13 protein-coding genes and 2 pseudogenes are annotated in these 21758 nt (G+C 75.7%); 9 read left to right on the top strand and 6 right to left on the bottom strand.

All coding sequences use genetic code 11. The annotated features are described in order from the left end of the window. Window positions 1–50: 50 nt before the first annotated feature. Entirely contained in the window at window positions 51–608 is a 558-nt protein-coding gene (locus ACZ7KF_RS10655; RefSeq protein WP_471071392.1) for a hypothetical protein, read from the top strand. A gap of 12 nt (window positions 609–620) precedes the next feature. Here the strand turns inward: ACZ7KF_RS10655 and ACZ7KF_RS10660 are convergent, their stop codons facing one another. Both ACZ7KF_RS10660 and ACZ7KF_RS10665 read right to left on the bottom strand, forming a co-directional pair. Next, entirely contained in the window at window positions 621–1454 is an 834-nt protein-coding gene (locus ACZ7KF_RS10660) for an oxidoreductase (protein WP_471071394.1), read from the bottom strand. 119 nt (window positions 1455–1573) lie between these two features. Further along, window positions 1574–2440 carry an ATP-grasp domain-containing protein gene (locus ACZ7KF_RS10665; protein ID WP_471071397.1) on the bottom strand — a complete coding sequence of 289 codons (867 nt, stop codon included), beginning with the start codon at window positions 2438–2440 and terminating at the stop codon, window positions 1574–1576. Between the two features lie 113 nt (window positions 2441–2553). Between ACZ7KF_RS10665 and ACZ7KF_RS10670 the strand changes: the two are divergent. The 3 genes and pseudogenes from ACZ7KF_RS10670 to ACZ7KF_RS10680 all read left to right on the top strand — a co-directional run. Further along, window positions 2554–2832 (top strand): annotated as a pseudogene (locus tag ACZ7KF_RS10670) (PP2C family protein-serine/threonine phosphatase); the annotation flags it as partial. A 54-nt stretch (window positions 2833–2886) separates the two neighbouring features. After that, on the top strand, window positions 2887–4332 hold the full coding sequence (locus ACZ7KF_RS10675) for an acyl-CoA synthetase (protein WP_471071400.1): 1446 nt from the start codon (window positions 2887–2889) through the stop codon (window positions 4330–4332). After that, window positions 4325–5806, top strand: a complete 1482-nt coding sequence (locus ACZ7KF_RS10680) for a carboxyl transferase domain-containing protein (protein ID WP_471071402.1) — start codon at window positions 4325–4327, stop codon at window positions 5804–5806. The genes ACZ7KF_RS10675 and ACZ7KF_RS10680 overlap by 8 nt, the downstream gene beginning before the upstream one ends. 1 nt (window position 5807) lies before the next feature. On the opposite strand, the gene ACZ7KF_RS10685 is transcribed toward ACZ7KF_RS10680, so the two are convergent. Continuing rightward, on the bottom strand, window positions 5808–9428 hold the full coding sequence (locus tag ACZ7KF_RS10685; RefSeq protein ID WP_471071405.1) for a S8 family serine peptidase: 3621 nt from the start codon (window positions 9426–9428) through the stop codon (window positions 5808–5810). Window positions 9429–9651: 223 nt separating this feature from the next. Here ACZ7KF_RS10685 and ACZ7KF_RS10690 point away from each other — a divergent pair, with 223 nt between their 5' ends. The 5 genes from ACZ7KF_RS10690 to ACZ7KF_RS10710 all read left to right on the top strand — a co-directional run bounded on the left by ACZ7KF_RS10690 (window position 9652) and on the right by ACZ7KF_RS10710 (window position 18009). Further along, window positions 9652–10068, top strand: coding sequence for a CU044_2847 family protein (locus ACZ7KF_RS10690; protein WP_471071408.1), 417 nt, complete (start codon window positions 9652–9654; stop codon window positions 10066–10068). After that, window positions 10068–11828, top strand: coding sequence for a VMAP-C domain-containing protein (locus tag ACZ7KF_RS10695; protein WP_471072235.1), 1761 nt, complete (start codon window positions 10068–10070; stop codon window positions 11826–11828). Before ACZ7KF_RS10690 ends, ACZ7KF_RS10695 begins: the two co-directional genes overlap by 1 nt. 38 nt (window positions 11829–11866) lie before the next feature. After that, window positions 11867–12886 (top strand): AAA family ATPase, encoded by a 1020-nt coding sequence (locus tag ACZ7KF_RS10700; RefSeq protein ID WP_471071411.1) that lies wholly within the window; start codon window positions 11867–11869, stop codon window positions 12884–12886. After that, the gene (locus ACZ7KF_RS10705; RefSeq protein ID WP_471071414.1) at window positions 12876–16790 is read left to right on the top strand and encodes an SAV_2336 N-terminal domain-related protein; all 3915 of its coding nucleotides are present in this window, start codon (window positions 12876–12878) and stop codon (window positions 16788–16790) included. Before ACZ7KF_RS10700 ends, ACZ7KF_RS10705 begins: the two co-directional genes overlap by 11 nt. Before the next feature lie 181 nt (window positions 16791–16971). Then, window positions 16972–18009, top strand: a complete 1038-nt coding sequence (locus ACZ7KF_RS10710) for a rod shape-determining protein (protein ID WP_471071417.1) — start codon at window positions 16972–16974, stop codon at window positions 18007–18009. A 46-nt stretch (window positions 18010–18055) separates the two neighbouring features. Here ACZ7KF_RS10710 and ACZ7KF_RS10715 read toward each other — a convergent pair. The 3 genes and pseudogenes from ACZ7KF_RS10715 to asnB all read right to left on the bottom strand — a co-directional run. Beyond that, window positions 18056–18187 (bottom strand): annotated as a pseudogene (locus ACZ7KF_RS10715) (sensor histidine kinase); the annotation flags it as partial. Between the two features lie 250 nt (window positions 18188–18437). Continuing rightward, window positions 18438–19811: a serine/threonine-protein kinase gene (locus ACZ7KF_RS10720; RefSeq protein WP_471071420.1), complete on the bottom strand. Its 1374-nt coding sequence runs from the start codon at window positions 19809–19811 to the stop codon at window positions 18438–18440. A gap of 66 nt (window positions 19812–19877) precedes the next feature. Continuing rightward, window positions 19878–21713: an asparagine synthase (glutamine-hydrolyzing) gene (gene asnB, locus ACZ7KF_RS10725; RefSeq protein WP_471071423.1), complete on the bottom strand. Its 1836-nt coding sequence runs from the start codon at window positions 21711–21713 to the stop codon at window positions 19878–19880. Window positions 21714–21758 lie beyond the last annotated feature (45 nt).

Consider the following 21758-nt stretch of genomic DNA (forward strand, 5'->3'; position numbering starts at 1 on the left):
GGGAAGGTGGTGCGGGCAATGGCCCGGAAGGGCCGGGCACCATGGATGCCATGCGTCTCGACTTCCAGCTGGTGCTGCTGCGCCGCATGGCCGATCACAACCCGGACCTCGTGGAGCACGCCCGGCGGCGGCTCGGCGCCTCGGCCGCGGACCTGCGGGAGGCCAACAAGCGCTGGCAGTCCCTGGTCCGCTCGCCCCGGGCGCGCGGCGCCGCCGCCCGCTACCGGTCGGTGCTGGGCGAGCCCGAGTCCGTCCTGCCCCGCCGGCTCGGCGACGTCGACTGCGAGGCCCGGCGGTGGTCCCTGCCGCTCTGGCCCGAGCTGCGTTTCGAGGTGCTCGTCGGGCCCGACGGCGGGGTCTGGAACGAGTGGCTGGTGCGGGCGCCGGACGCCCCGGCGCCCGCCCTGCGCACCCTGGAGGACCTGACCCCCTGGTCCTGCACGGTCGACGAGGCCGCCCGCGCCTTCGCCCCGGCCCGCCCGCTGGAGGGCACGGCCCCCACCCGGTGGGGGCTCGCCCTCACCGCGCCCGACCGGGACGGCGTACGGCGCGAGGTGGTCGCGGAGTTCACCTGGGGGCTGCTCCAGCGGACGGCGGTCGTCGCCTGAGCGGCACGCGTCCTACGGCGCGTCGAAGCCCGTCGCCCGCGTCTGCTTCTCCCACTCGGTGACCTCCGAGCGGACCTGGTCGAGATGGGCCAGGACCGCGCTCACCCCGTCGTCGCCGAGCGGCAGCCTGAGCGGGGTCCGCTCGGCCTCCAGCGCGGCCAGGATCACGGCCGCCGCCCGGGCCGGGTCGCCGGGCTGGGTGCCGTCGCCGCCGGAGACGAAGGCCCGGGTCTCGCCCACCTTGGCGTACACCCCGCTGTCGGGGCTGGCCCCGGCCCGGCCGGTGCCGAACAGGGACGTCCGGAACGCGCCCGGCTCCACGATCAGCACCTTGATGCCGAACTCCGCCACCTCGTCCGCGAGCGCCTCGGAGACGCCCTCCAGCGCGAACTTCGTGGCGCTGTAGGCCCCGAAGCCCGCGAAGGACATCTGCCCACCCATGCTGCTCATCTGCACGATCGCGCCCGAGCGCCGCTCCCGCATGTGCGGCAGCACGGCCCGCACGAGCGCCACCGGGCCGAAGAAGTGCAGGTCGAACAGGTCCCGCAGCTCCGCGTCGGTGGTCTCCTCCACCGCACCGACATGCGTGCGGCCCGCGTTGTTGACCAGCACGTCGATCCGGCCGTGCCGGGCCACGACGTCACGGACCGCCGCGTCGACCGCGGCGGGGTCGGTCACGTCCAGGCGCAGCGCCTCCACCCGGCCGGGGTGGGCGGCCACCAGGTCGTCCAGGGCCTCGGGGCGGCGGGCCGCGCCGACCACCACGTCACCGGCGGCGACGGCCGCCTCCGTGATCTCCCGCCCGAACCCACTGGTCGCCCCGGTCACCAGCCATACCTTGTCCACAGCATCCCCCTCGTCGTCATGCGCTTTCGTACAGGCACCGTCGTCATGCGATTGCGTACAGGCACCGGTATACAGGCACCGGCCGGCCCACGCGTCGGCCGACCGCGGACCGGACCGGTCTAGGCCGCCGCCAGGATCGCCTCCGTCACCCGCGGCAACGAGTCCGGGTGCAGCCACAGGAACAGGTTCGGTTCGACCAGTTCCAGTTCCATCAGGCACGGTTCGCCGTCGTCGCCGTCCACCAGGTCCACGCGCGCGTACAGCAGCGCGGAGTTGTCGGGCACGGCCGCCAGCGCCTTCTCGGCCACGGCGAGTTCGGCCTCCGTGGGCTGCCAGCGCTCCAGGCCGGGATGGGCCACCTTGTCGGCGTCGTACGGGGTGCCGGGCGTCAGGACGGCGCCCTTCCGGCTGGCGTGCAGCAGCCGGCCGCCGAAGAACTGCAGCGCCCGCTCCCCTCGCACGTCGATGCCCGGCATGTACGGCTGGACCATCGCGGTGAAGCCCTCGGCGTGCATCCGCGCGAGCTGCCGTACGGCCGTGTCGTGCTCGGCGGGCGTGTAGCGGGCGGCGAAGCGGGCGCCCGCGCCCGAGGTCGGCTTGATCACGAACTCGTGCCCTGCGGGCAGGCCGGCCGGCTCACCGGGCGCCAGATAGCGGGTGGGGACGGTGGGCACACCGGCCGCCGCCAGCTCTCCGAGATACCGCTTGTCGGTGTTCCAGCGCACCACGGAGGCCGGGTTGGCCAGCCGGGTCAGCGTGCCGGTCCGCTCCACCCAGGAGGCGAACTCGGCGGCCCGCCAGCTGTAGTCCCAGGTCGAGCGGATGACCACCAGGTCGTAGCCGCCCCAGTCCGCCTCCGGGTCGTCCCAGTACCGGGCCTCCGCCCGGGCACCGGCGTCCGTGAGCGCCCGCACCAGCACGGGCAGGTCGGTGTCCTTGCTCGGCCCGGTTCCCGGGTCGTAGGTGGCGAGGGCGATCCGGGGCACGGCGGGCTCCCTGTCGTACGGCGGTCCGGCGGTCGGTGCGGCTGTGAGGCTAACAAGCGCCCCGGGAACCGGGACAGCCCCTTTGACCTTCACCTTCGGTCAAGCCCCGGCATCTCGACGAGGGGCGGCTGACACCGGAGGAGGCCGCCCGTCATCCCCAGCGGGCTCTGCTGCTGAAGTCCCTGACCGGTGCCCAGGCACACGTCCCGGATCTGCGGCTGCACGACGCCCGGCCCGGCGACCGGTATCTGCTGTGCTCCGACGGCCTGACCGGGGTCGTACCCGACGGGCGCGTCCGGGAGTTGCTCGCTGCCGCGGCCGGGCCGGACGCCGCGGTCCGCTCGCAGGTGATACCCGGTGCCCGTCCGCGGAACGCTCGGCTCCTGGTGTAGGAAGGGTGCTGTCGTCCCGGCAGTCGGCACCGCCGACAGTAAGGAGCACGCCGCGTGTCCTCTCTCTTTCCCGCCCTGGCGGACGGTCCGGGCGAGCGGGTCGCCCTGCGGTTCGGCCCCAGGACCCTGACGTACGGCGAACTCGCGGGCGCCGCGGGCGCCGTCGCCGCCCGGGTCCGGGACTCCGGCCGGGTCGCCGTGTGGGCCACCCCGGAGCTGGAGACCGCCGTCGCCGTGACCGGCGTGCTGCTCGCGGGGGTGGCCGCGGTGCCGCTCAACCCGAAGTCGGGTGAGAAGGAGCTGGCGCACATCCTCTCCGACAGCGCGCCGTCGCTCGTCCTCGCCGCGCCCGGCGCCGAACTCCCCCCGGCCCTCGACGTCCTGCCCCGGGCCGACGTGGACGCGTCGGCCGCCGGGACGCTCCCGGAGGAGCGGGCCGCGGACGGCGACCCGGCGCTGATCGTCTACACCTCCGGCACCACCGGCCCGCCCAAGGGCGCGGTCCTGCCCCGCCGGGCCCTGTCCACCACCCTGGACGCGCTCGCCGACGCCTGGCAGTGGACCGGCGACGACGTGCTGGTGCACGGGCTGCCGCTGTTCCATGTGCACGGGCTGGTGCTGGGCGTCCTCGGGCCGCTGCGGCGCGGCGGCTCGGTGCGGCACCTGGGGCGGTTCTCGCCCGAGGGCGTGGCCCGGGAGCTGAACGGCGGCGCGACCATGCTGTTCGGGGTGCCGACGATGTACCACCGGATCGCCGAGTCCCTGCCGGACGACCCGGAGCTGGCCAAGGCGCTGGCCCGGGCCCGGCTGCTGGTCTCCGGCTCGGCCGCGCTGCCGGTCCACGACCACGAGCGGATCGCGGCGGCCACGGGACGCCGGGTGATCGAGCGGTACGGCATGACCGAGACGCTGATGAACACCAGCGTCCGCGCCGACGGCGAGGCTCGGGCGGGCACGGTCGGGGTGCCGCTGCCGGGTGTGCGGCTGCGGCTGGCGGAGGAGGACGGCACGGAGATCACCGCGTACGACGGGGAGACCGTCGGCGAGATCCAGGTGCGCGGCCCCAACCTGTTCACCGAGTACCTGAACCGGCCCGACGCCACCGCCGCCGCGTTCACCGCCGACGGCTTCTTCCGCACCGGGGACATGGCCGTGCGCGAGCCCGACGGCTACGTCCGCATCGTCGGGCGCAAGGCCACCGACCTGATCAAGAGCGGCGGTTACAAGATCGGGGCCGGTGAGATCGAGAACGCGCTGCTGGAGCATCCGGGGGTGCGGGAGGCGGCGGTCACCGGGGAGCCGGACGCCGACCTGGGCGAGCGGATCGTGGCCTGGATCGTCCCGGCGGACCCGGCCGCCCCGCCCGGCGCGGAGGAGCTGGCGGACCATGTGGCCCGGCGCCTGGCCCCGCACAAGCGCCCCCGGATCGTCCGCTACCTGACGGCGCTCCCCCGCAACGACATGGGGAAGATCATGAAGCGGGCCCTGGCCGATGCCTGATCGGCTCTCGGCGCGGGAGACGCTGGCGCTGGTCGTGGACGCGGACAGCTTCCGTGAACTCCCCGCCCCGCAACGGGAGTCGGCGCCGGACGGCCCCCTGGGCTGGCAGGGCTACGACGCCTCCCGCGCCCGCGCCGCGGCCCGCACCGGCGAGCAGGAGTCGGTCGTCTGCGGCACCGCCACCGTCGAGGGCACGGCGGCCGTGCTGATCGCCTTCGAGTTCGGCTTCCTCGGCGGCTCGCTGGGCGAACGCACCGGGGACCGGCTGGAAGCGGCGTACGCCCACGCCCGCGCGCACCGGCTCCCGGTCGTGCCGTTGATCGCCACCGGCGGCAGTCGCATGCAGGAGGGCATGCGCGCGCTGACCCAGCTCCAGCGGGTGGCCCGGCAGTCCGCGCTGACCCGCCGGGCCGGCCTGCCCCAGATCGCGGTCCTGCGGGATCCGACGACGGGCGGCGGCTGGGCGACCCTCGGCGCGGGCGCGGACGTCGTCCTGGCCCTGCCGGGAGCCCAGGTCGGCTTCGCCGGCTCCCGGGTCCGCCCGCCCGCCGCGGACCCGGCCGCGTACACGGCTCAGGCGCAGGTGGCGGCGGGCGCGGCGGACGCGGTGGTGCCGCCGCAGGAACTGCGCGGAACGCTGGGGGGCTGGCTGCGGCTGCTCTCCCGGGGGGCGGCGGCCGGCCGCCCGGACGGCACTTCCGGTGGGGCGCCGACGCCGACCGAGCCCGGCAGCGCGACGGCGGACTCGGGTTCCGGCGGGTTCTTCGCGGCGGACGAGTCGCCGGCGCCCCGCGCCGACGGGCGGCACGTCGTGCCCGCGCCCGTCCCGGCCGCGCTCGGGGACGGCACGCTGCCCGCCACCGGCTTCGACGCCGTCCGGCGTGCCCGCTCCGCCGGACGGCCGCGGGCCCGGGCCTACCTGGACGCCTACTTCACGTACCGGACCGGCATCGGCGGCGACCGGTGCGGCGGTGCCGATCCCGAGGGGATGCTGTGCGGGTTCGGCGAGCGGGACGGCCGTACCGTGGCCTACGCGGCGCAGACCGGGACGGCGACCCGCCCCGCCGGGTACCGCACCGCCGCCCGGCTGATCCGGCTCGCGGACCGGCTCGGCATCCCGGTCCTGACGCTGGTGGACACCCCGGGTGCCGCGAACGACGCGGAGGCGGAGCGGCAGGGCGCCGGCGCGGCCATCGCCGAGGTGTTCGGCGCGGTGGCCGACGCCCGGGTGCCGATCACCACCCTCGTCATCGGCGAGGGCGGCTCCGGCGGCGCCCTCGCGCTGGCCGCCCCCGGCAACACCTGGGCCACGCCGGACAGTTACTTCTCGGTGATCGCCCCGGAACTCGCCGCGGCCATCCTGAAGCGTCCGCCGCAGGAGGTGGAGGCGACCGCGGGACAGCTGCGCATCCGGCCCCAGGACCTGGTGGAGCTGGGGGTGGTCCGGGGCATCGTGGACCACCCCCGGCCGTAGGTCACTTCACCGCCAGGGCCCGGACGATCTCCTGGGTCACCGATCCGCCCCTGTCGTCGCGGGCCGAGGCCCGCAGGGAGACATGGGCGGCGCCGCGGGGCACGGTCAGCGTGCCGTGCCAGGAGGCACCCCGGCCCGCGGTCAGCGGGACCGTCCGCCAGGTGGTGCCGTCGTCGTACGACACCTCCAGCCTCGCGCCGCCGAGGGTGCCGGTGCCGGTCGCGTGCGCCACGTACGCGGCGCCGAGGGCGATCGGGGTGCGCTGTCCGCCGCGCACCCGGCCCGCGAGGTCGGTGTCGAGGTCGTACCCGAGGTTGATCAGCGGCAGGTACGTCCAGTGGTCCTCGGGGGTGGCCGCCGAGCGGAAGGTCCACTCGGTGTGGCCCCGGGTGGCCAGCGGCCACCGGCCGGCGTCCAGGGCGGTGTCGGTGACCACCCGGTAGGTGTGCTCGTCGGCGGGCGCGTCCCCCACATAGGCGGCGGAGCCGGTCCGCCGGTCGACCAGTGTGCCGTCCAGGTGGACGGCGGTGGTCTGGCTCATTCCGCTGTCCTCGCTCCACACGTCGCCGAAGCCGGTGTGGTCGGGGCCCGAGTCCCCCCAGCCGGGCGTGTTCAGCTGGATCCGGTTCCCGGCGCGCTGCTGGCCCCAGCCGAGTCCGGTGCCCAGCCACGGATGCCACACCGGCCGGAACCAGTCGAGCGCGGGCCGGGTGCCGCCGTCGTAGCGGACGAGCCCGCTGCGTTCCTCCAGCGCGCCGTCGGCGGTGGTGACGGACTCGTGCCACCGCTGGCCGGGCCCGGTGGAGACGTAGTCGGTGCGCTTCGCGGGCAGGGCGACGCGCTCCTGGAAGCCGAGGCCGACGGGGAAGGCGTCGGTGAGGGAGTACCGGAACTCGCCGCCGCTCCCGGGCCGCGCCGCGTGGAACGCGACGTCCACCGCGGCGAGGTCCCGGCCGCGGGGCGTGTACGTGAGGTCCCGGTCCGGGATCGCGCCCCGGTGCCCCTCGGAGAGGTCGTACACGTACGGCGAGTTCGCGGTGCCGGTCATGTCGACCCGGCCCGCCGCGCGCAGGCGTGCCGCGTCCGCCCGGTCCACCGTGGCGATCGTCAGCGGCCGGTCGGCGTTGTCGTCGGTGCCCCACCAGGCCATCAGCCGGCCGGGCGTGTCGTCCGTGACGAACAGGGCCTCGGCGCCCGCCCGTTGCGCCGCCTCGGCGAGCGCGGCCGGGTCGGCGCCCTCGGCGAGGCGGGCGAGCACCGCCTTGCCCGCCGCTCCCGTGACGGGTCCGTCGCCCACGTCCACCAGCGGCAGCCTGGTCCGGCCCGCGGCGAGGGTGCCGCCCGGCTGGACGGTGGCCTCGCGGACGCCCGCGACCTCCAGCATGGGCTTGGCCAGCCGCCACACCGTCCGGTACTCGAAGGTGCCCCGCGTGACCTCGGGCGTGGGCGCGGCGAAGACGCTGTCGTAGGCGAGGGGGACCTGGACCGCGCCGAACAGGTCGGCGCCGTTCGCCTGCCGGTCGTACTCCATGAGGAGCTGGTGGGTCTCGGTGCGCCGGTCCACGTCCGCGCTGATCTCCCGCAGCTTCCGGCCGTCCAGGACGACGTCCCGGTCCCGGTCGAGCGTGATCTGCGGGGCCGCGAGGAAGCCGAGGCCGAGGGAGTCGGCGCCGTGGCTGCCGGGCACGTCGAGGAAGGAGGCGAGGGAGTAGGTGCCGGGCCTCAGGCGGAGCTTCAGGGTGCCGGAGCCGTCGACGTGGGCGGGCTGGGCGTCCTCGCCCTCGGCGAGCCGCTGCACGGTGAGGTCGGCGGCGGTGGCCTTCCCCGCCCGGTCCTTGACGTGGACGGTGAGCGTGTACCGCTCCTCCTCCTTGACCAGCCCGAACGCGGTGTGCGCGACCGTGTCGCCGGCCTGGTCGACGGCCACGATCCGCCCGCTGGTCTCGCCCACGGGCGCCTTCGCGCCGTCTGCGGTGACGGTGGTGGCGGCGGTGCCGTGGGCGGGGACGGTGAGGGTGTCCCGGTCGAGGGTGGCGACGCCGTCCGGCGCGCCCCGCACGGACAGCTTCAACGCGACCGGTTCGCCGGTCCGGTTGGCGTAGGTGACGGTCCGGGTGACCGGCTCGTCCGCCTCGTACGGCCAGGCGTGGAAGCCGAGATCGACGCTGCCGGTGGCGGTGACCGTCGCGCGGACCGCGTCCGGCACGCTGACTCTGCCCGCGCCCAGCACGTAGGCGGAGGCGTCGAGCTGCCGGGAGCTGGACATCAGCGCGTCCTTCAGCTCCGCGCCGGTCCAGTCGGGGTGTTCCTCCGCGAGCAGCGCGGCGGTGCCCGCGACCTGCGGGGTCGCCATGGACGTACCGCTCATGGAGGTGTAGTAGCCGGTGCCGGACAGGAGCTGGGAGCGGGCGGCGAGGATGTCGACGCCGGGGGCGGAGAGGTCCGGCTTGAGGGCGTGGTCGCCGTGGCGGGGTCCGGCGGAGGTGAAGTAGGCGGCCTGGTCGGCGGAGTCCACCGCGCCGACGGTGAGGGCGGCGTCGGCGGCGCCGGGCGAGCCGATGGAGGAGGGGGCGCCGGTGTTGCCGGCGGCCACCACGAACAGCGCGCCGGTCTCCTTCGAGAGGGTGTTCACCGCCTGCGCCATCGGGTCGGTGCCGTCGCTGGGCTCCGTCGACCCCAGGCTCATGGAGACGATCCGGGCGTGCACGTCCCGGGCCGCCCACTCCATCCCCGCGATGATCTGGGACTCGCTGCCCGAACCCTGGTCGCCGAGCACCTTGCCGACGGCGAGCGTCGCGCCCGGCGCCACCCCCTTCTCCTTGCCGTCGGAGGCGGCGCCGCTGCCGCCGACGGTGGAGGTGACATGGGTGCCGTGTCCGTTGCGGTCGGCGACCTCCTGTCCGTCGACGAAGCTCTTGGTGGCCCCCACCCGGTCCGCCAGGTCGGGGTGGGCGAGGTCGGCGCCGGTGTCCAGGACGGCGACGGTGACGCCCTTGCCGGTCAGCCCCGCGTCCCAGGCCGTCCCCGTGCCGATCTGGGCGTTGCTCTCGGCCAGTTCGGCGGTGACCCGCCCGTCCAGCCACACCTTGTCGATGCCGGACGCCCGGGTGAACGACCGCCAGAAGGTGCGCCCCTTGCCGGCCTCGACCGCCGCCCCGCGCAGGCTGGCCAGGGTGCGGGTCCTCTCGGCGCCTGCCGGGGTGGCGGTCCGCGCGCTCCTGCCGTAGGTCACGATCAGCGGCAGCGCGTCGGCCTCGGCGTCGGTGAGCCCCTGCCGGATCAGCCCGCTGACGTCGAACAGCCGCCGGTCCAGCGTCCCGGCGCGCAGATACGGCAGCGCCTCGTCGGGGACGACGGTGAGGCCGCCGTCGCTCGCCTGCGTCCGTACGGCACCGGTGGCTCCGCGGGGCCGCTGCACGGTGACCGTCCGCCTGCCGTGTCCGAGGTCGGTGACGGTCACCTTGTCGCCGGTGACGAGGGTGACGGTCGTGGTGGGGGCGGCGGGGGCCGGGGGGTGCGCCGCGGGGGTCTGCCGCGCGACGGCCGGGGCGGCCGGGAGCAGGGCGCTCACCAGCGCCGCCGCCAGCAGTGCCGTCCCGCGTCTGACTGGTCCTGTGCTCATCCACGCCTCTTCTCGTGTGTGTCGAGCGGGTCGCGTGCTGGGACGAGTGTGATGGGCCGTGCACCGCGGGGAAGTTGATCGAGGGTGACGGAAAGGCGCCCTGGCGGGTTCTCGCCAACCTCGGCGCCGTTCCTGCCACGGGTGTTCGACGATGTGACACCGGAAGCACCGTCCGTACCATGGGAGTTGTCAAGAGCCGGGACGAGGGGGAGCGAGCGTCGCCATGGACGGGTTGGTGGAGTTCAGGACCGAGGACGGGGCGCTCGTCGCGGTGGAGGACGTCGGCTCTCGGTCGGGCGCCCGGCTCGTGTCGCGCGGCGACGGGCCGGCGCAGGCCGCGCAGACCTTCGAGGGAGCGCTGGACGGTGTGCGGGCGGCGGCGGCGTCCGCGCTGCGGGTCTTCCGGGACAGCAGCCTGCGCCCCGACGCGGTGGAGATCGAGTTCGGCGTACGGATGTCCGCGGAGGCCGGTGCCGTCATCGTGAAGGGAACGGCGGAGGGCCACCTGGTCGTCAAGCTCAGCTGGTCCCCGGGACGGCAGCCGGAGCAGCCCGGCGCCGAGGGACACCACCCGCGGAACGCGCCGGAGCCGGCTCCGGCGCAGCGCACCGCGCCGGAGCCGGAGTCCGCCGACCGGTGATGCGCAGCGCCGCCTGGCACGCCCGGATCGCCTGCGGCGGCGAGGTGGGGGCCGGATTCCTGGTCGCCGGCCGCCGGGTGCTCACCTGCGCCCACGTCGTCAGATGGAGCGACCGGGCTGCGGTCACCGTCTCGTTCCCGCACGCCAGGGAGCTGGGCGAGCTGTCCGCCTCGGTCGTCGCCCACGGCGGCTGGGCGGGTGCGGACACCGACCCCGGCGATGTGGCCGTGCTGGAACTGGAGCGCGACGTCCCGCTGGCCCCGGCAGGTTTCGCACCGCCCGACGCCGCCTGCCGCGAGCCGTACCCCAGACTGATCGCGTACGGCTTCCCCGAGGGCTACGACGAGGGCACGCTCGCCGAGTACCAGGCGGTCTCGGGCCAGTTGATCGCCGGCGAATGGCTGGAGCTGGTGGCGTGGCACGGGCACGGGCAGCCGCTGGTGGCCGGGTTCAGCGGGGCGGCGGCGACCCTCCCGGACGGCAGGGTCGCCGGCATGGTGACGTCGGCCTCGGGATCACCGGACGTGCGCAAGGGCCGGATGCTGCCGCTGGACGTGATGGCCCGGTACTGGCCCGAGCTGGGCGAGCTGGTGCCCACCCCCGGCCACCGGGACGACGCCCGCCGGCGGCTGTACGCCCTGCTGCGCCGGGCCGCCGACGGCGCCGGCCGGGCGTGCGATCCGAACCGGATCTACGTGGACGCGGTGGGCGCCTTCGGGCCGCCCCTTCCCCCGGGCGGTTTCACCTCCCTGTGGGCGGCGGCCGCCTATGTGCAGTGGGAGGTCCCGGACCCGGAGGCGGTGCCCCGGTTCGCCGACCGGCTCCGGGACCTGGTGGACGGAGAACCGGCGTTACGGACCCCGTCGCCCCCGGCCGCGCCGTCGCCGTCCGCCGCGTCGGCCTGGTCCCCGGTGGTCGTCGAGATCGATCACAGCGGCGCCGGTCCCGACCAGGTGACCGTGGAGGTGTCCGCGTACCGCGACGGACGGCGCCGGCCGGTGGGCGCCCGCCGGCTGCCGCGGACCGGTGTCCGGGCGTACGTCCAGAACCGCATCGACGAGGCCGTCGCGCAGCTCGCGCCGGACGCCGACGAGCTGGTGACGTTCGTGCTGCCGCGCGAGTGGCTCAACGAAGCGGTGGCGCACTGGGAGTGCGGTGCGGACGACAGCACTCCGCTGGGCTGCGCCTATCCCCTCGTGGTGACCGACCGCGCGCGGCACCACAGCGGCCGGCTGCGCCACCAGCTGCGCAAGAAGTGGCAGAAACTGGACTCCGGGAACGGCATCGAGGTGCACCGCGTCGAGTGCGGCACCCGGGAGCGGCCACCGAGCCTGCGCAAGCGGCTGTGGGACGGCGAGGCCGGGCTGGCGGGCTTCGCGGCCCCGCCCGGGGCGGCCCGGCAGCACTTCGAGGTCGGGCTCACCGTGCCCGTGCCGGTCCTGCTGTGGCCCCGGGCCGGCTCCCCCTGCGCCGCGCACCCGGACACGTCCTGCCCCGGCCTGGCGCCCGAGGATCCGCCCCGCCCCGGCACCGCCCACGAGGCCCCGCCCTGCCCCGGTACCGCCTTCCTCGACCAGCTCACCGCCTCCGTCGCCGACGTGCCGCCCGCCGAACTCCCCCGGCACATCCTGTCGTTGCGGCTGACCGCGGACGCCGCGGACGAGCCCGGCCTGCACTGGGCGTCAGACCTGCAACTGCTCTGGGACGACCCGCGCTGCTTCCCGGAGACCACCGCGAGCCTGCACTCGCCCGTCGCCTGACCGACCGCACACACCATCCCCACGGAGAAGAAGAACCCATGCCCCTGTGGCCCGTCTACACCGGTACGAACGAGCCGCACGACGGCATCACCAGGCTGCCCGCGCCGCCGCCCTGGCGGGCCTTCGACGGCGGGCCGGTGCTCCCGGAGCCGGAAGCGGCCGCCGACGCCGCCGCCGTCTCCCCCGACCGCACCCACCGCGCCGAGACGTACCAGGCCACTCAGGAGACGGTCCAGCTGGTCAACGCGGCCCTGTATCTGCGCCGGCCGCTGCTGGTCACCGGGCCGCCCGGCACCGGCAAGTCCTCACTGGCGTACGCGGTCGCCCGGGAGCTGCGCCTGGGCCCGGTCCTGCGCTGGAACATCACCAGCCGCAGCACGCTGCACGACGGCCTCTACCAGTACGACCCGCTCTCGCGGCTGTACGCGGCCCGGCAGGACCGGGCGGAGGGCACGGACGACCGGTCGGGCATCGAGCACCACTTGCGTCTGGGCCCGCTCGGCACCGCCCTCCTGCCGTACACCCGTCCCCGCACGCTGCTCATCGACGAGATCGACAAGAGCGACCTCGACCTGCCCAACGACCTGCTGAACGTGCTGGAGGAGGGCCAGTACGAGATCCCCGAGCTGGTGCGCGCCGCCCGGCTCGCGCCGGACGGCGTGGCCGAGGTGCTGGCCGACGGCACCGACGAACGGGTCCCGGTGGCCCGCGGCCGGGTCCGCTGCCGGGCGTTCCCGTTCGTCGTCCTCACCAGCAACGGCGAGCGCGAGTTCCCGCCCGCCTTCCTGCGCCGCTGTGTCACGCTGCACCTGCGGCAGCCGGACGACCGGCACCTCGCCGAGATCGTCCGCGCCCACCTGGGCGAACCCGACGCGTACGCGCGGACCCTGATCGAGCGCTTCCTGTCCCGGGCGGGCGCCGGCGACCTGGCCACCGACCAGCTCCTCAACGCGATCTATCTGGCCCGCTCCGCCGACCTGGACGCCGGTTCCCTGGACCGGCTGGCCGAGCAGCTGATGCCGTACCTGGGGCAGACCGCGCAGTCCGATGTCTTCTGAGCGCCCCGGTTCCCCGGATCCCGTGGCCCGCCTGGCCGACGTCCTGGCCGAGGCGGCCCACGGGATCCGCCCGACCCCGCGCGAACTCGCCGAAGTGCTCTGGCTGGCCGGGCACATGAGTCCCGGCCCCGACGGCCACGCCCCCGCCGGCTCCCCGGCCCCGGCCGCGGTCCCGGCACCCTCACCCCGGCCGCCCCGCCCGCCCCGGGAGGAGCCCCCGGCACCGCAGCCCACCCCGCAGCCCGCCCCCGCGCGAGCCCCCGAACCACCCGCCCGCGTCCCCCTGCACCTCCCCTCCCGCCGCCCCGCCCCGGCGGCGGACCGGCCCCACACCACGCTCCTCGCCCCGGCGCCCCCGATGCTGCGCCACCCGCTCGCGCTGCAACGCTCCCTGCGCCCGCTGGCCCGCCGGACCGACGCACCCGTGGGCCACGAACTGGACGAGCGGGCGACCGCCGACCGCATCGCCCGCCTGGGCGCCGGCCCCGAGGGGTGGCTGCCGGTGCTGCGCCCCGCCCGCGAGCGCTGGCTGCGGCTGAACCTGGTGTACGACGCCGGCCCCACCATGCCCGTCTGGCGGCCCCTGGTCCGCGAACTGCACACGGCCCTGGCCCAGTCCGGCGCCTTCCGCACGGTCGCGCTGTACCGCGCCGCCGCCGACGGCACGGTCCGCGGGCCCGGCGCGCACACCCCCGCCGACGGCCGTACCGTCACCCTCCTGGTCAGCGACTGCATGGGCCCGCAGTGGCGGGAGGGCCCCGCCGGGAGCCGCTGGTACGCCACCCTGCACCGCTGGGCACGCCGGATGCCGCTGGCCGTCGTACAGCCGCTCCCCGAGCACCTGTGGCGGGACACGGCCCTGCCCACCGTCCCGGGCACCCTGTCGGCCCCGCGCCCCGCGGCCCCGACGGCGACACTCACGTTCACCCCGTACGAGCGGGACGAGCGGGACGAGCGGGACGACGTCCACGGGGCCGCCGTGGCCGGGGGCGCGGTCCCGCTGCCCGTGCTGGAGCCCGAGCCGCGGTGGCTCGCGCACTGGGCCGCACTGCTGACGACGCCCGGCGGCGCACGGTTCCCGGGCGCCGCCGCCCGGCTGGACCGTCCGCTGCCGGCGGACGCCGAGGACCGTACGGACGTCGGTCTGCTGTCCGCCGAGGAACTGGTCCTGCGGTTCCGGGCGACCGCCTCCCCCGAGGCGTTCCGGCTGGCCGGCCATCTCGCCGTGGGCCGCCCCGACCTGCCCGTCATGCGCCTGGTCCAGGCCGCGGTCGAACCGGATCCGCGGCCCCGGCATCTCGCCGAGGTCGTTCTCAGCGGCATGCTCACCGCCGTACCGGGCGGCCCGTCCGGCTCCTACGCCTTCCGGGACGGCGTACGCGAGCTGCTCCTGCTCGGCCTGCCGCGCACCGCCCGCAACCGCACCACCGAACTCCTCGGCCGCATGGGCGAGTTCATCGACCGCCGGGCGGGCCGCGCGCCGGGCGAGTTCCGGGCGTCGGTCCCCTCCGCGAAGGGCACGGGCGCCGGCGTGGAGGGCGATCCGTTCGCCACGGTCACCGAGGACAGCGTGCGGCGGCTGTCGACGACCGGCGCCGGCGGGCTGTTCGCGGGGCGGTACCGGCTGGTGCGGCAGACGGAGGCGGACGGGACGGGCCGGCTGGCCGAGGACACGCGGCGGGGGGACGCCCTCGTCGTGGTCCGCGCGTTTCCGCCGCCGAGGCTGCGCGCCTCCTTCACGGAACTGTGCCGGCGCCTGGGCACGGTGCGCCATCCGAGGATCGCGCCGGTCCTGGACCACGGCTTCGAGGACGGCACCCCGTACCTGGTGAGGGAGTTCGTCGCCGGCCGGACGCTGCGGCAGCTGCTCGACGCCTCCCCGGACGGTCTGCCCGCGCGCGAGACCGTCGCCCTGCTCCCCCCGCTCGCCGAGGCGGTCCTCGCCCTGACCGGACACGAGGGACCCCACGGCGTGCTGGACGCGCGCTCCGTCGTCCTCACGCCCGACGGGCCGGTCCTGACCTGTCTGGACTCCGCTCCGGCGGTCCACGGCAGCCGCGCGAAGTCCCTGCAGTCGCTCGGAGGGATCGCACGCGCCCTGTACCGCGGCTCCGACGCGCTCGCGGCGGAGCTGGACGCGGCGGCCTCCGCGCTGCTCTCCGGCGACCCGGAGGCGCAGCGGCGCGGCGTCGAACGGCTCCTCGGACTGGTCCCCCACCACCGCCCCGAGGGCCGCCCCGAGATCCACTTCAGGACCGACACGCTCACCGGCCGCCCCGAAGCCCGCATCGCCCTCGAGGCCGCGGTGCACGAGATCCTCGCGCGCGGCTCCCTCACCCCCCGCCAGTACGCGGTGCTCGTCCGCCCGGACGGCTACCTGGTGCGCACCGAACCCGGTGTCTTCCTGCTGCCCGTCCTGGTGGCCGTCCTGCGCGAACTCCCCCAGGCACTCTCCCGGCTGACGGATCCGCCGCCTCTGCAGGTGACGTTCGGGGCGCCGTTCCCCGCCCTGCCGGCGAAGCAGGCCGCGGACGCCGTGGTCGTCGTACCGACCGCGCTGTACGACGACTTCGCCGCCAGCTCCGCCGCCCAGGGCGCCGTGCGGTTCCGGCCGCTGTACGGGGACGACGCCCCGGACGCCCCGCCGGTCGCCTGGTACTGCGCCCTGGCGCCGGCGTCCCCGGACCCCGGGGCAGCCGACCTGGTCCAGGGCCCCTTCATCACCCGCGACCTGCGCGAGCTGGGCATTCCCGCCCCGGGCCGTACGGCCGTCGTGCACACCCGCTCCGACGGGCCGCTCACGCTGCTCAACCCCTTCCGGCCGGACAGCGGGCGTCCGCCCGGCCCGGAGACGTACTACTCGGTCGACCTCACCCCGCACCAGGCCCGGCACACCGTGTCCCTGCCGAGTTCCGGCTCGGGCGCGTTCGCCGCCGTGGTGGAGCTGACCTGGCACGTCGACGACCCGGTCGCGTTCGTCCGCGCCGACGTCACCGGCGTCGAGGGACTGCTGCTGGAGCATCTGCGCGGCGAGGCCGCCCGGCTCACCCGCCGTCACCCGGTGCGCCGGGCGGGCGCGGCCCAGCGGCAGGTGAACCAGGCGGTGCGCACCTGGCCGGTGCCGGGGCTGGCGGTGGCGTACTCCGTGCAGCTGGCCCCGGAGGGGAGCCCGCTGCCGATGACGGACGGGCGGTCGGCTCCGGCGCGGCGCCGGCTGGCGGCCCTGCTCGGCGACGCCGAGGCGGTGCTGATCGGGTTCGACGGGCCCCTCGCCCGGCTGTTCTCGGCGCAGACGGCGCGTGCGGCGGCGCTCGACCTGCTGTCCGTCGCCACCGAACACCGGGATCCGGCGGACGCGCTGGCGGGCCGGCCGCCGGCCGGCACCGGCGTCCGGGAGACCCTGGTGCACCCACTGGACGTGCTGCGCGCCTTCGCCCACGACCGGCTCGGCCCCCTGCTGCGGGCGCGCCTGGACGAGCTGGAACTGGCCGCCGTTCCCGACGCTCCGACGACCCACCGCTCCCTCGCGCTCGTCCGCACCCTGCACGGGTCCGGCCGCCGGGTCGGCGTGGTGACGGACGTGTCCCCGCACGCCGTCCGCCGCTACCTGGAGCCCTACCGCCTGCCCCTGTCCGCGAGTGTCCAGGGCCGCGGCGACGACCTCGGCCTGCTGACGCCCCACCCCGACTGTCTGCGGCGCGCCCTGGACGCCCTCGGCGCGCCGGCCGGCTCCGCCGTCCTGATCAGCTCCTCGGTCGCCGAACTCGCCGCGGCCCAGCAGCTCGGCGTCCGCTTCATCGGCTACGCGCCCACCGCGGCCGGCCGCCGGGGACTGCGCGAGGGCGGCAGCGAGGTGACCGTCTCGTCCCTGGAACCGCTGTGGGAGGCCGCCCGGTCGCTCTGACACGGCGGCACGGCGGAGCGCCCGGACAGCGGCGACACACCGGAGCGCCCGGAAAATACCCCCGTTCAGCGGCGCCCCGCCCGGCCGCGCACAGCAGGCGCCCGCCGCCCGGCCCCCGCAGGATTCCAGTGGGCCCGCGATCAGGCGGGGCCTCAAGCCCTGCGCACCCGGGAGGATCGCCGTGACCGTCAGTCTGGAGCAGTTGCGCCGCTGCCACTTCGCCGTCGACCTGGGCGCGGCCCGCACCCGGGTCTATGTGAAGGGCACCGGTCTGGTCGTGGACCAACCCTCGGTCGCCGCCGTGAACACCCGTACGGGCGCGCTCATAGCGGTGGGCGAGTTCGCGGAGAGGATGACGGGGCGCACCCCGGACTTCATCAAGGTCGTACGGCCCATCGCGGGCGGCACGGTGGTCGACATCGAGATGGCGCAGCGCATGCTGCGGCATCTGCTCGGCGACAAGATGCGCCGTGCCCTGCGCCGCAAGCCCCGGCTGCGCGCGGCGGCCTGCGCCCCGCACGACGCCGATCCGCTGGCCCGGCGGGCGACGATCGAGACGCTGGTCGGGCTGGGGGCGCGGCGGGTCGAGCTGGTGGACACGCTGATCGCCGCGGCGGTGGGGTGCGGGATGCCGGTGGAGCGGCCGGAGGCGTCCATGATCATGGTGTGCGGGGCGGCGGCCACCGAGGTCGCGGTGCTCTCGCTGGGCTCCATCGTCACCGCGGAGCGGATCCCGGTGGGCGGCGAGGCCGTGGACCACGCGATCGTGCAGCACCTGCGGCACACGCACGAGCTGATGCTGCCCGCCCAGTCGGTACGGCCGCTCCAGCTGGCCCTGTCCGGCAACGGCCTCACCCCGCACGGACCGGCGTCCACCGAGATCCACGGCCGGGACGTGGCGACGGGGCTCGCGCGCAGTGTGCGCGTGGACACCGCCGCGGTGCGCAACGCGATCCAGACCCCGCTGACGGCCGTCCTGGACAGCATCGGCAAGGTGCTGCGCGACTGCCCGCCGGACCTGGTGGCCGACCTCGCCGACCGCGGCATCGTGATGGTCGGCGGCTCGGCGCTGCTGCCGGGGTTCGACCAGATGCTGCGGCAGGCCACCCGGATGCCGGTACACATCGCGGAACGGCCCGACGTGTGTGCGGCGCAGGGCCTGGGCGCCATGCTGGAGGGCCGGATCGAGCCGCTGGTCCTGGACCCGCTGGCCGCCTGAGCCGGACCCCCGCCGTACGGCCGGCGGGACGCGAAGGGGCACGGCGTCAGCGGCGCAGAGAGCAGCGGACGGTCGTGCCTTCCGGGCCGGTGGGGATCCGCACCAGGTCCGCCACCGGATCGACCAGCAGCAGCCCGCGTCCGCCCCGCCGGTCGCGGGGAGCGGGGCGGCGGCCGGATCAGTACGGCAGGATGCGCCCCGAGGGGGTCCTGCGGTCGATCTCCTGCCCGCGCGGGGCGGAGGGCCGCCGGCTGACACGCACTCGGATACGGCGGTCCATGACGCCCTCCTCCTGCCGACATCGTCCGGCTGGACGCCGGTAGGAGGTCCGTGCCCAGGACATGACCGGTTCAAGCCTGGAAGAGCCAAGTCGTCATGTGCGCCGTGCGGTTGGCTCCCGGTTCCGCCGCCGGTGGCTCCCGGCGCCGCTACCGGGCGAGGTAGCGGCCGAGCACCGGGTCGAGTTGGGACAGCCAGGCGCGGAGCCGGGACTGGCGGCGGGCGTTCAGCTCACAGGAGTACACGGCGCCGTCCCACAGCCGCACGGTGATGGTCAGGCGGTTGCCGCGCCAGGTGCGTTCGACGTGTGCGATCTCGTTCCACGCGAAGTCCGCGGCGGCGCCGCCCACTTCGAAGAGCACACCGGCGGCGTTGACGACCGCGCCGGACACCGTGTCGGCGAGCACGACCTCCGGACCGCCGAACGGGATCGGCGGCCCGAAGCCGTAGGGGGCGGGCGGTGCGCCGGTCGGCTGGACGGGCGGGTGTGGCGGTGCGCCGGTCTGCTGGGCGGCCAGGTGCGGTGGGGTGGCGGCCGGCAGGTGCGGCGGGGTGGTGGGCCGGGTCGGCATCCGTGGGGGCGTCGCCGGCGGCGGGGGCACGGCGAACGCCTGCGGAGGCGTGGCGACGGCCCGCGGAGGTGTGGCGAACGCCTGCGGAGGTGTGGCGGGCCCCTGCGGGGGCGTGGCGGGCGGCTGCGGGGGCGCGGTGGCGGTCGGCGGGGGCTGCGGGGTCGCCGGGCGGGCCGGTGCCGGGCCGGTCAGCCGGTCCAGCAGCGCGGTGGGCGTCGGCCGGGCCGCCGGCTCCTTCGCCAGGCACTCCGAGACCAGCTCCCGGAGGCCGGCGGGTACGGCGGTCAGGTCGGGCGTCTCGTGCACGGAGCGGTACATCAGCCCCATCGGCGTGCCCTCGCCCCAGGCGCTGCCGCCCGCCGCCGCGACCAGCACCGCGCCGAGGGCGAACACGTCGGCGGCGCCGGTCACGTCGTGGCCGAGGGCCTGTTCGGGCGCGAGGAAACCGGGCGTGCCGAAGGCGGTGCCGGTGGCGGTGAGGCGGTTGGACTCCACGGCCCGGGAGATGCCGAAGTCGAGGACGCGCGGCCCGTCGTCGGCCATGATGATGTTGCCCGGCTTGAGATCGCGGTGCACCAGCCCACAGGAGTGGATGGACTCCAGCGCCTCGGCGAGCGCGGCGGCCAGCGCCCGCAGCCGGGGCTCGTCCATCGCGCCGTCGGCGGCGAGCCGCTCCGCGAGGGTCGGTCCGGGGATGTAGGCGGTGGCCAGCCACAGCTCGTCGCCGTCGACGTCGGCGTCCACCACCGACGCCGTGTGGAAGCCGCCCACCGCGCGGGCCGCCTCGACCTCGGTGCGGAACCGCTCCCGGAAGACCGGGTCGGCGGCCAGTTCGGCCTTGGCGACCTTCAGCGCGACGGCGCGTCCGCCGCGGGTCCGGGCGAGATAGACCGTGCCCATGCCGCCCTCGCCCAGCCGGCGCTCGACGAGGTATCCCCCGATGCGTTCCATGCGGACAAGTATGGCCGCCGGGCATGACCCGTCCATGCCCAGCCCGTGCCCGGCGGCCGGGACGGCTCAGAGCACGACGTCCACGTCGTACGCGCGCAGCCATGCGTCGAGCTGGAGGGTCGTCTCCAGCGCGGCCCGGCTCATGCCCTCCTCCAGTGCCGCGGCACCGTCCCGCCGTACCCGCGTCCTGAGGTCCGGGGAGAAGAAGGGGTCGAGCGGTCCGTCGCCGGTGCGGACGAGCCCGGCGAGGCGCTCGCGCAGGGTCCGGTTGTAGGCCTCGGCCCGGATGGAGGGGTAGGGCGTCTTGACGCGCTGGGCGACCGCGGTGGGCAGCAGGTCCTTCATGGCCGCGCGCAGCAGACTCTTCTCCCGGCCGTCGAAGCTCTTCATGGCCCAGGGGACGTTGAAGGTGTACTCGACCAGCCGGTGGTCGGCGAACGGCACCCGGACCTCCAGGCCGCAGGCCATGCTCATGCGGTCCTTGCGGTCGAAGAGCACCTGGGCGTGGCGGGTGAGGGCGAGGTAGGTGACCTCGCGGTAGCGGGCCTCGGCCGGGTCGTCCAGGTGGGTACGGGCGTCGATCTCGGCGACGGCGGCGCTGTGGCAGTCCCGTTCGTAGCCGGCCAGGTCGAGCTTGGTGAGCAGGCCGGGTGTGAAGACGACCTCGTTGCCCTGGTAGTTGTGGCGGCCCTCGTGGACCCAGGGGAAGGTGGTGGAGAAGACCGCGTCGGGGTCGCGCTGCCAGCGGTAGCCGCCGAAGACCTCGTCGCCGCACTCGCCGGACAGGGCGACCGTGGAGTGCTGCCGGACGATGCTGAACAGCAGGTGCAGGGAGGCGTGTTCGTCGCCCTTGGCGATGGGCAGGTCGTAGGCGCGCAGGACGGAGGCGCGCAGCTCCGGGTCGAGCAGGTCGGGTGCCTTGAGCGGGAGTTCGCTGTGGTCGGAGCCGACGTGTTCGGCGAGGATGCGGGCGTAGACGTGGTCCTCGTTGGCGTCGGGGCCCGCGGTGCCGTCCAGGTCGGGGTCGCTGACCGAGCAGGAGCGGATGCGTCCCCGGCCCTTGGAGCGGGTGACGTGGGCGGCGAGCGCGGTCAGGGAGCTGGAGTCGAGGCCGCCGGACAGCAGGGTGCACAGCGGGACGTCGGAGACCATCTGCTGTTCCACGGCGGACGCGAGGAGTTCGCGCACGGTGGCGATGGTGTCGTCCAGGGAGTCGGTGTGCTCGGCGATCTCCAGCTGCCAGTAGCGTTCCTCGGTGAGGCCCGAGCGGTTCACCCGGACCAGGCAGCCCGGCCGGACCTCGCGCATGCCGCGGAAGATCGCGTGGCCGGGCACCTTGGCCACCGACAGGATGTCCCGCAGCCCGTCCGCGTCGAGCACGGCGCGGACGGACGGGTGGGCGAGGATCGCCTTGGGTTCGGAGCCGAAGACGACGCCCGTGGGGGTCTCGGCGTAGTAGAGGGGCTTGACGCCCATGCGGTCGCGGACGAGCAGGAGTTCGTCGCGGTCGCGGTCCCAGACGGCGAAGGCGTAGATGCCTTCGAGCCGGTCGGCGAAGCCGGCGCCCCACTCCAGGTAGGCGCGCAGCACGACCTCGGTGTCGCTGCGGGTGGTGAAGCGGTGGCCGAGGCCGGTCAGGCGGGTGCGCAGTTCCTGGAAGTTGTACGTCTCGCCGCTGTAGGTGAGCGCGGCGCGGGCGCCGGGGCCCTCGTCCGCCGCCATGGGCTGGCAGCCGCCTTCGAGGTCGATGACGGACAGCCGCCGGTGGCCGATGGCGACATGGCCGTCGGTCCAGACTCCGTCCGCGTCGGGGCCGCGACGAGCCATGGTGGCCGTCATGGCGCGCGCGATGTCGTGGTCGACGGGGCGGGCGAAGTCGACCCACCCGGCGATACCGCACATGGAAGCACTCCTGGGGTGTGCGGGGCGTCATGCCCCGAGCAGCGG

It is taken from the genome of Streptomyces sp. NPDC038200, from assembly GCF_055600785.1.

Coding starts and splice junctions, on each gene's coding strand:
- ACZ7KF_RS10655 (WP_471071392.1), top strand. CDS start 51: ATGCGTCTCGACTTCCAGCTGGTGCTGCTGCGCCGCATGGCCGATCAC.
- ACZ7KF_RS10680 (WP_471071402.1), top strand. CDS start 4,325: ATGCCTGATCGGCTCTCGGCGCGGGAGACGCTGGCGCTGGTCGTGGAC.
- ACZ7KF_RS10685 (WP_471071405.1), bottom strand. CDS start 9,428: ATGAGCACAGGACCAGTCAGACGCGGGACGGCACTGCTGGCGGCGGCG.
- ACZ7KF_RS10690 (WP_471071408.1), top strand. CDS start 9,652: ATGGACGGGTTGGTGGAGTTCAGGACCGAGGACGGGGCGCTCGTCGCG.
- ACZ7KF_RS10695 (WP_471072235.1), top strand. CDS start 10,068: ATGCGCAGCGCCGCCTGGCACGCCCGGATCGCCTGCGGCGGCGAGGTG.
- ACZ7KF_RS10700 (WP_471071411.1), top strand. CDS start 11,867: ATGCCCCTGTGGCCCGTCTACACCGGTACGAACGAGCCGCACGACGGC.
- ACZ7KF_RS10705 (WP_471071414.1), top strand. CDS start 12,876: ATGTCTTCTGAGCGCCCCGGTTCCCCGGATCCCGTGGCCCGCCTGGCC.
- ACZ7KF_RS10720 (WP_471071420.1), bottom strand. CDS start 19,811: ATGGAACGCATCGGGGGATACCTCGTCGAGCGCCGGCTGGGCGAGGGC.
- asnB (WP_471071423.1), bottom strand. CDS start 21,713: ATGTGCGGTATCGCCGGGTGGGTCGACTTCGCCCGCCCCGTCGACCAC.